Source organism: Paenibacillus sanfengchensis (assembly GCF_036864765.1).
Lineage (GTDB): Bacteria > Bacillota > Bacilli > Paenibacillales > Paenibacillaceae > Fontibacillus > Fontibacillus sanfengchensis.
Genome location: NZ_JBAGJC010000009.1, coordinates 13,362 through 29,253 on the forward strand (window position 1 = coordinate 13,362; position 15,892 = coordinate 29,253).

Annotated in this window: 14 protein-coding genes; 1 reads left to right on the forward strand and 13 read right to left on the reverse strand. The window is 43.8% G+C overall.

What is annotated here, in order from left to right; genetic code table 11:
- Positions 1–51: 51 nt before the first annotated feature.
- From V4U84_RS18650 to V4U84_RS18700, 11 genes are all read right to left on the reverse strand, one after another.
- The gene (locus tag V4U84_RS18650) at positions 52–1,257 is read right to left on the reverse strand and encodes a restriction endonuclease subunit S (protein WP_334077697.1); all 1,206 of its coding nucleotides are present in this window, start codon (positions 1,255–1,257) and stop codon (positions 52–54) included.
- Complete coding sequence (locus V4U84_RS18655) at positions 1,247–2,770, reverse strand: class I SAM-dependent DNA methyltransferase (RefSeq protein ID WP_334077698.1); 1,524 nt, start codon at positions 2,768–2,770, stop codon at positions 1,247–1,249. Before V4U84_RS18655 ends, V4U84_RS18650 begins: the two co-directional genes overlap by 11 nt.
- Before the next feature lie 28 nt (positions 2,771–2,798).
- The gene (locus V4U84_RS18660) at positions 2,799–4,304 is read right to left on the reverse strand and encodes a restriction endonuclease subunit S (RefSeq protein ID WP_334077699.1); all 1,506 of its coding nucleotides are present in this window, start codon (positions 4,302–4,304) and stop codon (positions 2,799–2,801) included.
- 209 nt (positions 4,305–4,513) lie between these two features.
- On the reverse strand, positions 4,514–5,953 hold the full coding sequence (locus V4U84_RS18665) for a DEAD/DEAH box helicase (protein ID WP_334077700.1): 1,440 nt from the start codon (positions 5,951–5,953) through the stop codon (positions 4,514–4,516).
- A 13-nt stretch (positions 5,954–5,966) separates the two neighbouring features.
- Positions 5,967–6,803 (reverse strand): hypothetical protein, encoded by an 837-nt coding sequence (locus V4U84_RS18670; protein ID WP_334077701.1) that lies wholly within the window; start codon positions 6,801–6,803, stop codon positions 5,967–5,969.
- 129 nt (positions 6,804–6,932) lie between these two features.
- Positions 6,933–7,307: a DUF2750 domain-containing protein gene (locus tag V4U84_RS18675; protein WP_334077702.1), complete on the reverse strand. Its 375-nt coding sequence runs from the start codon at positions 7,305–7,307 to the stop codon at positions 6,933–6,935.
- A 306-nt stretch (positions 7,308–7,613) separates the two neighbouring features.
- On the reverse strand, positions 7,614–8,777 hold the full coding sequence (locus tag V4U84_RS18680; protein ID WP_334077703.1) for a DUF4317 domain-containing protein: 1,164 nt from the start codon (positions 8,775–8,777) through the stop codon (positions 7,614–7,616).
- Between the two features lie 957 nt (positions 8,778–9,734).
- A complete protein-coding gene (locus V4U84_RS18685) occupies positions 9,735–11,039 on the reverse strand; it encodes an ABC transporter substrate-binding protein (RefSeq protein ID WP_334077704.1) in 1,305 nt (434 codons plus the stop codon).
- The gene (locus V4U84_RS18690; protein ID WP_334077705.1) at positions 11,017–12,312 is read right to left on the reverse strand and encodes an ABC transporter substrate-binding protein; all 1,296 of its coding nucleotides are present in this window, start codon (positions 12,310–12,312) and stop codon (positions 11,017–11,019) included. The genes V4U84_RS18685 and V4U84_RS18690 overlap by 23 nt, the downstream gene beginning before the upstream one ends.
- A 463-nt stretch (positions 12,313–12,775) precedes the next feature.
- Complete coding sequence (locus V4U84_RS18695; RefSeq protein WP_334077706.1) at positions 12,776–13,357, reverse strand: DUF4256 domain-containing protein; 582 nt, start codon at positions 13,355–13,357, stop codon at positions 12,776–12,778.
- Positions 13,358–13,694: 337 nt separating this feature from the next.
- On the reverse strand, positions 13,695–14,066 hold the full coding sequence (locus tag V4U84_RS18700; RefSeq protein ID WP_334075021.1) for a carboxymuconolactone decarboxylase family protein: 372 nt from the start codon (positions 14,064–14,066) through the stop codon (positions 13,695–13,697).
- 99 nt (positions 14,067–14,165) lie between these two features.
- Between V4U84_RS18700 and V4U84_RS18705 the strand changes: the two genes are divergently transcribed.
- The gene (locus tag V4U84_RS18705; RefSeq protein WP_334077782.1) at positions 14,166–14,558 is read left to right on the forward strand and encodes a MerR family transcriptional regulator; all 393 of its coding nucleotides are present in this window, start codon (positions 14,166–14,168) and stop codon (positions 14,556–14,558) included.
- 8 nt (positions 14,559–14,566) lie between these two features.
- Here the strand turns inward: V4U84_RS18705 and V4U84_RS18710 are convergent, their stop codons facing one another.
- Positions 14,567–15,286: a CPBP family intramembrane glutamic endopeptidase gene (locus tag V4U84_RS18710; protein ID WP_334077707.1), complete on the reverse strand. Its 720-nt coding sequence runs from the start codon at positions 15,284–15,286 to the stop codon at positions 14,567–14,569.
- On the reverse strand, positions 15,283–15,837 hold the full coding sequence (locus tag V4U84_RS18715; RefSeq protein ID WP_334077708.1) for a PadR family transcriptional regulator: 555 nt from the start codon (positions 15,835–15,837) through the stop codon (positions 15,283–15,285). Before V4U84_RS18715 ends, V4U84_RS18710 begins: the two co-directional genes overlap by 4 nt.
- Between the last annotated feature and the right edge of the window lie 55 nt (positions 15,838–15,892).

Consider the following 15,892-nt stretch of genomic DNA (forward strand, 5'->3'; position numbering starts at 1 on the left):
CTTCCATGCTTACATCTCTTTCTTTAGTTCATCTTATATAAATGTAAGTAGTTATTCGCTGATGACGAGCTCTTGCTCGTCCAGCGGGACGCGAATCTCTCCAGACATGAGTTTGGGGAGAAGGCTGTCGCGAATATTATTCAAATTATTAATTTCTTGATTGTTATGCTGAATTTTTTTTAGTATGGATTCTATAATATTTGAATATCTTTTTAGTTCAACGTCCTCTGGTAAACAAATCTTTAATGTTTTTATTTGTTGGTAAGTAATTTGCGGGAAAGTACCAGAACGGGCTTCAGCCAACATTTGTAAATAGTCTATTACTATAGAATTTGTTAGGTAAAAGTATACAAATATAGATTGAGATTTTTTTTGTGATCTGAGTACCATCAGTTTTGTTGACACTATATAGTCCTCAGCATCAAAGTTAATATAAGCATATCTTTTATTCTGCGGCCTAATTTCGCTGTATAGAATATCATCTCTTCTTATCTTCTTTTTTGCTTGGCCTGGTAACGATGAAACATCCGAGTAAACTTTATTCAATACCTTTCCTTCGGATATGTCAGAGGTATTTAAGAATATTAGTTTTTCTTTATCAGTCTTATAAGTCTCTGATATCGACGCGATTATTTCTCCTAACTCAAGCACTCTCCACCCTCTGGGAATCAACCCCAACTCGCTTTCCTCAAACTCGCCCCTGCTGGACTTGTACGGTTCACCATTCTCATTTGGAAATTCAAAGTCAATAAACCAGCGCTTAAAAAGAGCTTGGGCCATTTCCTCGAGGTTCTTGTTGATGGCGTTGTTTAGTTCGATTTTTTTATCTAGAGAATCTAAGATATTTCTGATTGATATTTGCTCAACAATTGAAGGTAGTAGAACATTCAAAGAATAAAAATCAGCTCTACTTGTAGATGGGATTGCTGAACCTGAGTCCAAATTATTTATATCAATGTTTTTTAGGTTATAATATGCCCACTTAATATCTACCTGTTCTCTACTAAAAGGCATCAAATAGTATGCTGTATCAATTACAAAGAATGGCCCTTCTGAATAATGAACTCCCCTGTAAGCTCCCTTTCTTCCAACTATAACTCCAGGTCCGTTTGTTAAATATTTATCTGTAAAACCTATCGGACCGTTAGTTCCGTAAACAGGATACCCCTCTGTAGTACTTTTGTAATCTTTGAGGGCTTTACCATATTCTAAACTAGCAATCTCTCCCCAAGTTGTTTTAATCCAGTCAAAACTCAAACCCAATCCCCCCCAACTGCTTCCGAATCTCGTCCGCCAACTGGCGGGATTTCGCGAATTGCTCGGCCAGTTCGCTCGTCAAGCGCACCATTTTATCTTCGAAAGGTTCGCTGTCTTCTTCAGCCTCTTCGATCCCGACATAACGTCCCGGGGTCAAAATATATTCATGCTCCTGCACCTCAGCCAGCTTCGCGGCTTTGCAGAAGCCTTTTACATCTTCGTATTGTCCCGCTTCGGACTGACCGCGCCACGCATGGTACGTATCTGCAATTTTCTTCATGTCTTCCATGCTTAGTTCCTTATGGGTGCGGTCGACCATATGGCCCATTTTGCGGGCGTCGATGAATAGAATTTCGCCGCGGCGGTCGCGTAGCCCCTTGGGTGCTTTGTTCTTCGCCATAAACCACAGGCATACTGGGATTTGCGTCGAATAGAACAGCTGACCCGGCAGCGTAACGATGCAGTCCACCAGATCGGCATCCACCAGCTTGCTGCGGATTTCCAATTCGCTCGTTGTACTCGTAGACATGGAGCCGTTCGCCAATACGAACCCAGCCACTCCGCTAGGCGCGAGTTTCGACACGATATGCTGAATCCAGGCATAGTTGGCGTTGCCTGCCGGCGGGATCCCGTACTGCCAACGCGCATCGTCCGTCAGTCGCTGCCCGCCCCAGTCGCTGATATTAAATGGCGGATTGGCCAGAATGAAATCGGCCTTGATGTTTTTGTGCAGATCGTTATGGAACGTATCCGCGTTAAACTCTCCCAGATTGCCGTCGATACCGCGAATCGCCAGGTTCATTTTGCACAAACGCCAGGTCGTCGGGTTGGATTCCTGCCCATAGACGGCGATGTCGCCCGCTTTCCCCTGATGTTCCTCCACGAACTTCTCGCTTTGCACGAACATCCCGCCGGAACCGCAGCAAGGGTCATAAACTCTCCCTTTATAAGGCTCGATCATTTCAACCAGGAGTCGTACGACGCTGGAAGGCGTGTAGAACTCGCCGCCGTTCTTGCCTTCGGCGCTGGCGAACTTGCTCAGGAAGTATTCATACACCCGGCCAAGCACGTCTTTGGAACGGCTGTCCTTGTCGCCGACTTTGAAGGAGAATACGTCGATGACTTCCCCCAGACGGGTCTTGTCCAGTGCCGGACGGGCAAAGTCTTTCGGCAGCACGCCTTTTAAGGACGGATTCTCCTTCTCGATCAAAATCATGGCGTTATCGATAATCTGGCCGATTTCCGGTTTCTTGGCGTTGGCCTGAATGTTGCTCCAGCGCGCTTCCTTAGGTACCCAGAAAATATTCACGGCATCATATTCGTCGCGGTCTTCCGAATCGGCATAAGGCTCGAGTTCCAACTCCGCGTATTTCTCTTCAAACGCATCCGATACATATTTCAGGAACAACAGGCCTAGCGCAACATGCTTATACTCCGCGGCATCCATACTTCCGCGCAGCTTGTCCGCCATCGCCCACAGTTTCTCTTCAAATCCAATGTTTGCTGTTGCCATGCTTTAGCAACCTCCCTGTTATGCTTGCTTAATATAGTGCTGAGTAAATTTGTTCCCGCTGCTCTTCCCAGCGACGGGTGGCGGCTTGAACCGCGTCCGAATAGCGCTTTTTCTCTTTGATGTAGGCTTCACTAATCGCCCGTTGCTTCTCTAACGGGAGAAGCGGTACTTCGATTTCTCCAACATCCGCCGGATTCAGATTCATGACTGTCGTTCCGCGCTGAAAGCTTTGAATCAGAGCGATCCCCACCGGACTCTCCAGAAAAATCTTCGCATACATGCTGTCCATCTGATCCCGGAAACGAATAACGATGATATTCGCCGAAGCTATGACCATCCGCGAATGTTCCGGAACTACCGCCAGCTTACTTTGCGTGCCGCGGCAAGTCATCACTAGGTCTCCTGGAAACACCTCATAGCGTCTTACTTTGCGCGGCTCTTCCTCAATCGTTTCCATCTGGTCAAGCTTCACTTCTCCGTCCTCCAGGTTGGATATATTCAGAACCGAAATGGAGCCTGGACGAAGATCCTGCTTCAAGATCGATTTCCCTCGGAAAATATCCGCCATTTGCTTCAGCTTGACTTTAGGAATCGCTGCCTGTTGAAAGGCCGTCAAGGTATCGCTGTCCTGCTCCAGGAGAAGCTCGATCCGCCAGTCCCCCAGCTGTTGAAAGGCGGCGGCCTTCAGCATCACCGTTTGTTCTTCCTCCAATACAACCGAATCCCGCAGCCTGTATCGGCCGATCGGAATTTCCTCCGGAAGTTGTCCGCTGCCAAAAGCTACGACGTAAGTTTTCACCGATGTGTAGGGTCTGAATAACCCTTCCGGCAAGGAATGAACCGACCTTACCGGGTACATCTCGTTCATCCGTTTCCGCCACTCCCCGATCGTCCCGGACTGAAACATCATTCGTGCCGGCAAAACGGCCGCAAGTTGGCCGCCGGACGACAGCAGCGGAGCCAGATGCTCAATAGCTGCGCCTTCCGCTTCCCGGACCCCGGCTGATTCGTCATCCAGCTTCTGTCCGAAATTCGGAACGGTCAGTATCGCATCATACCGATCCGGCAGTGGCAAAGGCTGATATATGGAACCCTGAACGATCCGAATATGATCCTGACCCGCGAAATGTGTCTTTAACAAACGCCCAAGGATATAGTTTTCGGTTAAAAGTGTAAGATCCACGTTAGGCCGCGGTGTAAATCGTGCCAAGCCTTCCATAAACTTCTCGGCTTCAGCGACAAGCCAATGCTGCTCTTTCCGCCCCCCGGAAGCTTCCGTAAAGGCACGAAAAACACTATAGTGCACCTGCAGCGTAGCTATAACCCGGTCCTGTCGGATGGTTTGCCGGCCGTATTCCGCCAGATTGAGATCTTTTCCCGTGTGGTAGAGTCTATAAAACAGCTCCCGATCCCCCGGAAAATGCCCCAGTTCAATCGTTCCGAGTTGCTCCAGCATCCGTTCAAACAGCTTGTCCGAATGGCTTTCAATCTCGGCCCGCTCCGGGACGGGGACTTGCTCTATGTATTGCTTCATCTTCACCACACGTACGGCTTCACGAAGCAATTGGTCTCGCGATTTAATATCATGGTTAAGACATAGATTCCAAAAGTCTTCGAACAATAAATCACCTACTTTGTTCCTAGCGGTATAGGTAAACTATACCACGATAATATTTAGTATTACAATACTAAAAAAAGAAACACCGTTTAACGATGCTTCTTTTTAGTCTGGAAGTCTGTATGTTATTTTCTCTCCACCATATCCTGAATCACATATTGTTTCTCTCCAAGCAGTTCCTCCAACGCAAGATCCACTGAGTTTAACGCGAGGATGGAATACACATCGATCGATGGGTGCACCTGAGCGCCCATTCTCCAGATTCGTCCTATGGCTTGGGAAACGAAGGCGGGACTAAAATCTTTCGAAGTGAAGATGAGATTGGAGGCCGCGGTTAATGTCAAACCTTCTCGGCCGGCCGCCGATACGCAGAAGATCACCTTGCAGGATTCATCCTCTTGGAATTTATCCACTTGGAGTTGACGTTCCGACACGGTTTTCGATCCCTCAGCGTAAGAAGAAATATCCCCGGTGACGACTGCCGGATTGTACTTCGAGAAATAGCTCGCCATCACATGGGTAAACTTCTTGGAACGGGAGAAAACTACTGCCTTTTCGCCACGTAGGACGATCTCCTCAAGCAGATTCTCAAGCTCAGATAACTTTGAAGAACCCTTCTTTCCTTTTTCGCCTCCAACAATTTCTGTGGATTCCGCGATCTGAGACAACCGGGTGTACTTAACGTACTCAGTGGATATATCCTCAAAATCCAGGTTGGCAAACACGTGGTTTTCATCCGCCGCCTCGACCATTTTGTACAGCTTCCTTTGCGCGGCTGTGAGCTCTACATACAGATTGTGACTCGACACCGGCGGCAAGTCCTGCAGTACATCTTGTTTCAATCTTCGCAGCATATGATTCTGCAGCGTTTCTCTCACTTCTTCCATGTTTCTATAGCCGGTAATACGGCCTGACCGGGATATGTCACAATAACGGGCTAAGAACTGTTCATACGTATAAGGAATGGCTCTTATCCAGCTCAGGATATTGAAACAGTCTACAATACTGTTAACAATCGGGGTGGCTGTAATCGCATACCGTTGCGGCGTATCTATTTTGTGGATCCAATAAGCCACTTCTGTCTCCACATTGCGTATTTTATGAGCTTCATCCGCATAGACGACACTAAACGGCTTCACACGATGAAGTTCATTAAATTGGTTAAAATCCTGCCTGAACGTCTCATAGGATACAACAACTAAATCGGCCAAGCCTTTTTCCAAATCATAATACATATTAATCCGCTTATTTATATTTCCGGCAACTACGGCAACTCTAAGGTTCGTGAATTTTTGGGCTTGATTATACACATCGTAGATCAGGGATGCTTTCGTGATATATAACCCCATCCCGGCCTTGCCATGCTTTATTTTAGCTTCGTGACTGCACAAGATCGGCGGGGTTTTCCCGACCCCTTCCTGATCCGCGATTAAGAAGCTGTCGTTTTGGACCAGCAAATTAAAGGTCATCATCTGATGAGGCCGTAACGGTATTTTAGGCGTGTATTCCAAGGCAAAATCAAGGGAAATGTCGTTCGTAGCTATGCCAGTTATCAAGTTGTCCATGTTCCCTCTCTCATTATTTGTTTGATAATTGTTGATTGATTTCGGTTAACAGGTTTGGCAAAAGATCCATTTGTGCCAGAAGCTCCATATAAGTGTTTGTAGTCAATACTAATTTGGATTCTTTCACCCAATCATCCTTATCCTTTTTTTGCAATGACCACTCAACGATGAAGTCTGTTCGGCTTACAAAATCAATGGATAACGCATTCCTTTTATTTTTTATATGTTCGTAAGTCCATCCTCTGCCGCCTCTTCCCCCAAAATATTCACCTGATTTGAACAAGGAAAAAACTTCAGCATTCTGTGCCTCGACCATGCTTAATTTTGCATCTATTCTGGAATTCATGTTACTTCTGATCTTTTCTCTAATTTCATCAAACGGCATTTTGTTAATTTTAATAACCCGATCATTGTAGTGTGTGTCACTCAGGTCCATTAAGCTTTCCGGATACTTGTTTGTCGTAATACAGTAAAAATCATCGTAAATATCGACGATGTCCGCTTTGGATTTGTATTCTTTGGCGTTTATATATGTTATTCCAGCATATAAATCATCGGCATTACTATGCATGCAGTGATTTTTGAACTCCTCTTGTTCCAATGAAGTGATCAGGTAACAATGAAAGTTCGTCATACTCCATCGTAAAAAGTCAATCGCACTTGGGCGAAGGCCATCTTTAAATACGGCAGTATCACAATCAATGTATAGAGTGATCGGGGAAGGCCGAGGTGGAGTGTAGCTCGGGCTTCCGCCTCCCGCAAGTTTCTTTTCCAGACGATCCACCCGCTTAACCAGTAAATCAAATGACTGTTTCAGCGAATCCAACTCGTGTAAGATATCCCTATTCATCGTTGTAATCCCTCGCTATCTGTAAAAGTAGGACATCATTTGTTTTTCTGCAAATTTCGACAAATCCCTGCAAAGCCCACGAATTGGTGTTTCCCAATCTACATTGAGTCACTCAACGTTGAGAAAACATCAATATTTCTCCAATTCCCTCTCCAAATCCTTAAGTAAGTCATCCACTTCCAATACAGCTGAATCATCGTTATTCCAAAATACAGACACCCTATAACCATCATCTTTAAGCCCGGGTAACCAATCTTCTATAAACTCTTCTAAATCAATGCTTTTTGGGGCTAAATCTGACCATTCACCGATGGAACAAAGTTCTGCGAACTCCTTTTTGGGCCAAAAAGGCATTAAGCTATTCCCCGTGTCGTCTTGTGTCATTGCCCAGCCGTCATCATACAGTCCCCAAATTTCTTCGAAATCAACAACCTTCTTGATAAAGTACTCATACCTCTTATTAGCAGGTAATTTTATGACAGCTGCAAGTTCCTTAATGTCCATCGAATCACCCTTGTTACTTTTCTTTGTGCCATACCTATAGCTGTCAAGGTGCCTTGCGTACTCCCGACACTTCCAACTGCAAAAAGATGCAAATCTGCAGGCATTTCTAACGAGTTTAGCGATACGAGCCGATCTCGCCGAAAATTCCTGCAGAATTGCAGGAATTTTAAAATCTTGGCCCCGAACAAGAAAAAAACATGCACATTTGCAGGAATTCTATGTTATCAACGTTGTCTAATGGGGCACTAGCAGATCGATGATGGCATTCAGCCGCATTTGCTTCCTATTTATGAAGCAGCTCCCGACCTACAACGTCTCCGTATTCAGCGTGAATCCTTCAATCACAGCGTCTTCGTCTACCTCGATCAAAATACACCGTTTCCCTTGATAGTTCACCTGTCTCACGTACTTCAGATCCTGCGGGCTGACCGAAATCGTGGCGACCTTCGTATCGATCTTAATCGATTTCGAGGTGAATTTCGGGACGACACTGGTCGCTTTGATTTCGTAGTTCCTGTCATCGACGATCGTTTCGAACGCCCGTTCCACTTTTTCCGCCGTCACATTCTCCACGCCGCTGACCATCAGCATGCGTTCCACATCTTTATAGTCCAGCTTCGGCGGTTCTTCCTCTTCATGGGTCTCGATGACCTGATGAATTTCCTCGTAAACGCTGGCGATTGTTGAGGCGTCGAGTTGATCTCCTGCCACTTCCTTCACGATCTCCTCAAAAATCGCTCGCTCCTCCAACGCCGTCACGGTCTTCTCGGCATTCAGAACTTCCTCGATGAAATGCTGGTTCGGTTCGTGCGCTCTTCCCGAGCAATACAGCACCCGATTCACGTCGGAATAGCCATCCGTCACGCTGGGGTAGAAAAAGCCCTGCTCCGGCGAACTCAACTTAATAATCGGATCGACGATCACATTGTATTTGAACTCTCTCTCGACGTAATCGAACATGAGCGTTTTCTTTTGCTGCTCCGTAGAATTGATGCTGCACAGAATGAACGGATTGGCGAACATCTCGTCATTTTCGCTTTCCTCAGCCTCTTCGTTTCTGGCTTTGGTCGGCTGATAGTATTGCCCGCGGACAAAAGTAATTACCGTATCCTTTTCATAATGGGTATCCGTAAGCATCTTCTCCACCAGCAGAATCATCAGATCATGCCATTCCTCCGCATCCCCGGTCACCAGACCTTGATGAAGAAGCACCCGCGTCGGCGTCTCCGCTTCCTCATGAAGCTTTAGCTCAAACAGCTTTTGATCCAATTCGCCGGCCAGCAGCTTTTTGAAATTCCCCATATAGAGCTCCTGCTTTTCCCTGTCCACTAGCGCAAAAGGCTGACGCTCATAATGATAAATCTCGTTCGTTTCCTTCATAATATACACATTCAAAATATCGTAAATCTGAAGTTTTTCGTGATCCAGCTTAAACTGCTTGCGAATATACGCGACTTCTTTCTTTAGCATAATCTATGAGACATCTCCTAAACATGTAGAGTTGGCCTTATCAGTATAATCGATTGAAGAAAAATATGTAACGGATAGAGTTATAACCTTTTTGTCTTCATATATTCCTGCCGGATGAGTTATTGAGTAAGGCTATACTCTATACAAGCACAACCCCCCTGTACAAGATGCGTGCTTGCAGCAGCCTCATTGGGGATTAACAAGATCGTATATGGCGTTTCTTACGAGTTACTTATTGCTTCCTTTTGAAACCGAAGTCTTGGACTATAGATCCGTTCTGAAAGGACTGGATGTCGACGTTGAAATGATCGGCCCGGTTTTGGAACAAGAAGACATGGGTAGTACTGGAGCGGAAACTATCGCCCATTAGAGGAGTTTTTGCAAGAAAGTGCTAACATGCGTGCAGAACAGGGATAAATCGGTTAAGCTGCTTTAAAAAACAACGCAAAAGCCCACTAACCATAAAGGCTAGTGGGCATTAAATATACATAATGTCTTTCGAAAGGCTCTGCCAGTTTTCGAAGGCTTCATTTAGTTTTGAGAGTGGTAATTAAGTTTGAAGGTTAATTTGTCATAAACTTTCCTGATGCAATAAGCTCAAATTTACTTCTAGTTTTGATCAGTTCTATCATCTGGAGAATTGCACTAACTAAACTTCTAGCATCCTCCATACTAACTGTTTCGTGAATACTAATTCTGATACTGCTGGATGAAATTTTCTTTATCATGTGTCATAGCCATAAGCACGCGACTTAAATTCATTCTAGACGAACAAGCAGATTGAGAAGAGATAATAATTCCAAATTGAGCAAGTATCTTTATCATAATAGCCGAGGTTACTCCTTTTTCTTTACAGGAAAAATTTATTATGTGTGGACAGGAAAGAGGGGGTTTAGGACTGTTTGAATCTCTTTGATATCACTCGTCATCTTCGTCCCCCTAAATTAAACAAACTAATTATTCGCTTTTTGCTTGGCGCTCCTCCTGATACAATACTTTGGCCTGTTCTTCTATCTCGGTGAAACATTCTTCAGGGCTTATGTTTTTATTGGAAACTGCCCTGGTCAAGACTGTGTCTACGACTCCATCGAATTTATCAATAAAGTTGCGTGATAGTTCGCTGCTTAAGTAAGGCTTATTATCAATTTTTTGCTTCCAAATTGCTGAAAGATCAACGTTCCCATACTGAGAATTCATATATTTACTCAGGGTCGATACAGAGCCTGGAATACTGTTATTCTGCAAATAAGTAACGGATTCTCCACTTAGTAGAGCTTGAATCACTTCCCACGCAGCCTCCTTCTGGGAAGCCTCTTCTGGGATGCAAAAAATATCATAGAAGTAGATATCTGAACTTATGTCTCTATTCAGTGAATCTACTGGGGTAGTAACTACCTCCCAGGCAAATGAGTTTTTTTCCAAAAGCTTTGGTATCATATCTAAAGTTCCATAATGCATAGCCGCTTTTCCTTGGAGGAATAACTCGCCTGTATCATTTACAAGGTTTCCTCCCCTCGATGAATCAAGAATCTTCTGTATGGAACTCGTCCACTCTTGAGCATTGAAAATTAAATTTTTACTGTGAGTATCAACAATCTTCCAACCTTTGGATTTCGCAATAGCCGATAACAGACTTGCAGGGCTTCGCCCAGTTAATCCCGTTGTTCCAGACCCTATAAATTGTTGGGTTAATGAAAGCATTTCGTCCCAGGATATTTGGTTGGTAGGGTAACCAATTTTGTTTTCATCAAACAAATTTTTATTGTAAAAAACTACGAAAGGACTAACCATGGGAGACAGCCCATTTAGCTGTCCCGTATCGTTTTGAAGAGTGGTGATCATTTCAGGGTAGTAATCCTCAAGATTAAAGTCCCTAGACTGGACAAAGTTGTTTAAGTCTGTAAGCATATTTTGCCGCTGCAGTTCACGAAAATTATCTTTCCATGTAATGATCAAATCTGGTTTGCTTTGTTGAACCTCCTTAGCCATCTCTTCAGCATTCTCACTCGTTGATTGGATTAGCCTAAATTTGATGTTTGGATATTCTTGTATCAAATAATTTCCATAATATTTGTAAAAAAACTGATCTTGAAACGAAGAATAGATAGTTAGCTCGGTTTCCATATTCTTTTTATCATTTGCTTTATTCGAAGATGGAGATAAAGTACCACACCCCGATATCAGTAAGAAGATAGATATCAAGACAGGGATAAATATACCTTTATGGATTAAAGCCCTATTATTTATTCGATTGAATAGCATTGATGACATCCTCCTGTAGCTTTATGATCATTTGATCAACCGTTAGTTGCCCCTCAATCACTTGCCGTAATATTCCATTAATTTCAAGAAGTGCGGCCTTTTCTGAAGCTCGGGTCAAATCGTTATATTCATAATTAAACTGGGGTTTTAACTTGTAAAATGCAGCCAAATTACGGTTATCATTATCTGCCATTAACGAGTCTCGAACAGGAACAGTAAATAAAGACATACTTAAGTTGTATTTCAATTTTGCAGCTTCCTCGCTGTTTATATATTTCCAAACTTTCAGACTTTCTTCAAAATTTTTTGTCTCTACATAGATTCCATCTAAATATTGGAAGCTCTTTGTCTTGCTAATATCAGGTTCGTTTGGATTGACCGGTTCGGTTACAACTCCCCAATTAATTTTCTTTGCGTTATTGTTATTAAGCTTCATTACAAATTGATGGGTATTTAATGTCATTGCTAACTTACCATCTAAAAATAAATCACTGGGATCTTCCTGGGAAGCATATGATGCACCTTCTTGATAGAAAGAGACTACACCTTCAAGGTATTTTTTCCAGGTGGGACTATCAAATAAGGTTCTTTGATTTAAAGAATCATACCACTTTAATCCATTTGTTTTTCCCATTGTCAGCAGCAACCCAGCTTGGTCGTAATTGAGTAAATACAGACCTTCTATATTATCCCGTAACGAGAATTGTTTAGCTAAACCAAGAATTTGTTCCCAAGACATTTGATCCGTTGGTTCAGGTATCGCAAACTGCTCAAATAAATCTTTATTGTAGTACAGCACCTGTGAGCTAATGGAATCAGACAAGGCATACAATCTCCCGCCTCCTAAGTCTTTAAAGGCTTCTGCAATATTGGAATTAATCTCTTTAAAATCATCTTCCTCTGCATATGTAGACATATCAGATAACATACCTTCATTAAGTAGGTCAGAATATATCGTTTGCGGAAAAAATAGAATATCCGGTTTTTGCTCCTGGACCAGTTTTATGTAACGCTCACTATCCCAATCCGCACCTTTTGCAGGAACATATCTCATCTCGTTCCACATGCCTTCCCCGAGTTGAGGGGAGAATTCGATAATCTTAATATTCAAATCCTTAAATTTATCTTTAACAAACCCAAAATCTCTCTGAAAATCAGATATAGAACTGTACAGGATGCTAAGTTCCTTCCGCTCATTCTCCTGCCCACTCATCTGACAACCATTAAGAAGTATTGTAAAAAATATTAAGAGAATTAACGTTCTGCTTCTCATTTTTTCACCTCAAAGTGAATAATAATCAAATGATGAAAGATACCTAGTGTTATATCAACAACATAAACTCAAATTGCGGGAATGTAAACCAATATTATACTTTATTTTTAATTTTATTACTTTTTTAGAAAATTTATATCTAAATTAAATGATAAATAGCTGGGCTAAACACCTCATTGTTTAGGAACGGGACTGCTCATAATGTGATATAAATTAAAACACCTCAAAGAATATAACCATATGGTTACAATCTTTGAGGTGTTTTTAAGTTGGATATGTGGTGTTCAACAAAAGTAGCCATATCCCATTTTCAAAACCACCATTGGCATAATCTTTGTCAGATTGATACTTTTCACGATGATATTCGGAGAAATGATATTCAAATGAACGTGCTAGGCTTTTGCTCGTCTATTGATGAGTTGTTCCCCATATAAACTGCACATCACCGAGGTGCCTCCAATACTCAGACCCTCAGCGAGCCGCGGAACCCTCTGGCGGCATAGTAGGATTCCGCGCCATTGTGGTACACAAACACAGTCTCGTAGCGCCAGTCACAAAAGAGGGCCCCGCCAAGTTTTCTAATATTGTCAGGGGTTATCACCCAACTTGATGTTTTCGTATCGAACTTTCCAAGCTTCTGCAATTCCCGGTATTGTGCTTCCGTTAAAAGCTCAATGCCCATGGCGGCCGCCATATCCATAGCGCTATTCTGCGGTTTGTGTTCCTTCCGTGACTCCAGAGCTTCCCGGTCGTAACAAACACTTCTGCGGCCTTTAGGACTTTCCGCTGAACAATCGTAAAAAATGAATTCATCCGTCTCTGGATCATGACCGACCACATCCGGTTCGCCACCGGTCCTCTCCATTTCATGGAGCGACCACAGTTTCTCGGCATTAGCTTCGAGCTTGGCTTGAACATGAGGCCATTCGAGACCGTCATGGCGGTTCATGTTTTTCTCAAATCGGGCTTTCAATGTTGCGAGTAGTTCTTCACGCTGTTCTGGTGATAACACCTTATTGTCGCTGGTTTCATTACTCTTGGTCATGGTCGATCCTCCCTCATTTTATCTCAGCTCTTTATACCACATTTTTATTATAGTTTAAATCATGTCCAAATAAAAAACAGGGAAAGGCTTGAAAGATCAGGCTTCTAGAATAATAATTTTATTCTGTGGTTCCGGTAAATGCCCTGTTTTGCATGAAAATAGAACTTCTTCTACGCCATCCATTCAAAAAGGCATGGATAGTCAAATCCATGCCTTTAATCCCTATGCAATCTGAAATATGTTATCCATCATTTTTTAAGTTCCGCGTTTACTAGCTACCTCGTATGCTAGCTTTTTGCTGATGGTAACCGACACACTTTGTGCTAGCAACATTACCTCATTGATTCTGAAATACACGTTTGGCTGCTGCCACAGCGTTGAGCACTTTGGGGAATCCTGTATAGGGAATGCACTGCATAAAAGCTTCCACTATTTTTTCTTGCGGGATTCCCACGTTTAACGCGCCTTGAATGTGTACCTCTAATTGCGGCTCGCAACCGCCTGCGGTAAGGAGACTGGTGATGGTAATCAATTCTCTTTCCTGCAGGCTCAGCCCTTCACGGCAATAGATGTCGCCAAACGCAAATTCAATAATGTATTTTCCTAAGTCGGGAGCGATATGCTGCAGTGACTCGATGACATGCTTACCTCCCTCACCATCCACTTCCGTCAGCTTTTCCAGACCACGTGCATAACGTTCAGTTTCCATTGCATGACTCCTCCTCTGTGTTGTATAGTACCAGCATACAATCTGGAGTTAACTCCAGATCAAGCATATTTTTAGGAGGCGGTCCAAATTTGTTATTCCATCGGGGAATTTTCGGTCCTTACAGGTTTAAGCATAGATACGTTGCGCTATTATGAGAAGGAGCATCTTATTCGAGTTGCGCGAAATGCGGCTGGCAGACGCTGCTATACCGAAGACGATCAGAACTGGATTTTGTTTATTAAGCGTCTGAAAGAAACCGGTATGGCGATCAAGGAAATAAGGGACTATGCCGGCCTTCGTTACCAGGGCGACATGACGATGCAAAGCAGATTAAGCATGCTGACAAAGCACCGCCTTTTCGTTCTTGCCGAAAAAAAGAAGTGGGAAGACAATTTGAAGCATTTGGACGATAAGATTCGAATCTATGAAGAAAAAACAAACGGCGGCTTCCGCCTTGTTGGCAACAGAGCAGTTCAAACTGAAACGCCCTAAACAAAAGATCATTTCATAAACAAGGCACTGAATATGACGACATCCTGTAAAAAATGAATCAACAGCGCCCAGAAGAATCCTTTCGTTTCCAACATCGATTTGGCCAAAAACCAGCCGATAAAGGCAGCCATCAATACCCCCGGTATCCCGCCGGGGTTTCCAAAATAATGAACGATTCCAAAAGTCGCCGCCGCTAACCCTTGCGCTGCATACGGAGAGAATCCATATCTGCTAACAACGGCCACGAATGAAAATCGAAAAATGATCTCTTCAGTAAAAGCATTCGTAAGCGCAAAACCGAGAATGAGAATAACCCCGGGAAACAGCTCCAGGCTTACGCTTTTACCATGAACCACTTGAAAATAGATGACAACTGCCGTTACCAGTGTAATCACGATCGCAAAGTTTGTACCTAGGTTCTTCCACGTCTCCGTCTCTTTGGGTTTAATGCCGATCCACGGTTCAGGCCGGATTTGCCCATCCCGCCTCTTCAGGCTTAAATACGCAAGCCCCTCCTTGCCCGCCAACCCATATACCATGCCGATGACGATGACCGCCAGGAATAATGCCGTGATTTGATAGCTGATCTCTAAATTGTATACTTCGCGATCGAATACTTTTAAGGCCAGAGGCGGACTGCTTCTCATCCACAGCAGGAGAGGGGCACAAGCCATCACCACGACCGCGATGAACAGGATGGGAGCCAGGCAGCGCTGTTTTAGGTTCATTCTCGTTTCTCCTTTTCGGAAGGCTGCAACAATGCCAACGCATGTTGACACCACTCGATCGTCATTCGCAGGTATCGCTCACCGTAATCGAGCGTCAACAGCCATAGCTGCTCTTGCTTGCTGTTCCCGCTGGGAACACTCGCTTTAATTCCGGCAAGCACCGCTGTCATTCGCTCACTCGCTTCTAATTCTTCCTCCAGAAAAGCGACTAACTGAGGGATATGACGTTCCTCGGAGACAAAGAGCTTCATAAGCAATTCGTTTCTCATCACCGATTCCTCAGGCGGCAGAACTAACCAGGCATCCAGTTGGTCACACCCCTGCTTAGTAACGCCGTAGACGATTTTACGTCTTCCCGTCTCCGTTTCTTCCACAATCGACACAGCGCCCTCTAACTCCAGTTGTTTAATGCTCTTGTGAATATGCCCGTATGATTCGTTCCAAAATAGACCGATGCTTTCCTTCGAGAACTTAACCAGTTCATAGGCGCTCATGGGCTTAATACGAAGCAATCCGAGAATGGCAAAATGAGTGGTATTGATTCTTTTCATATGTCCCCCCTCACGAATAATATATCTTTAAGATATATGTATATTTTGCATCATA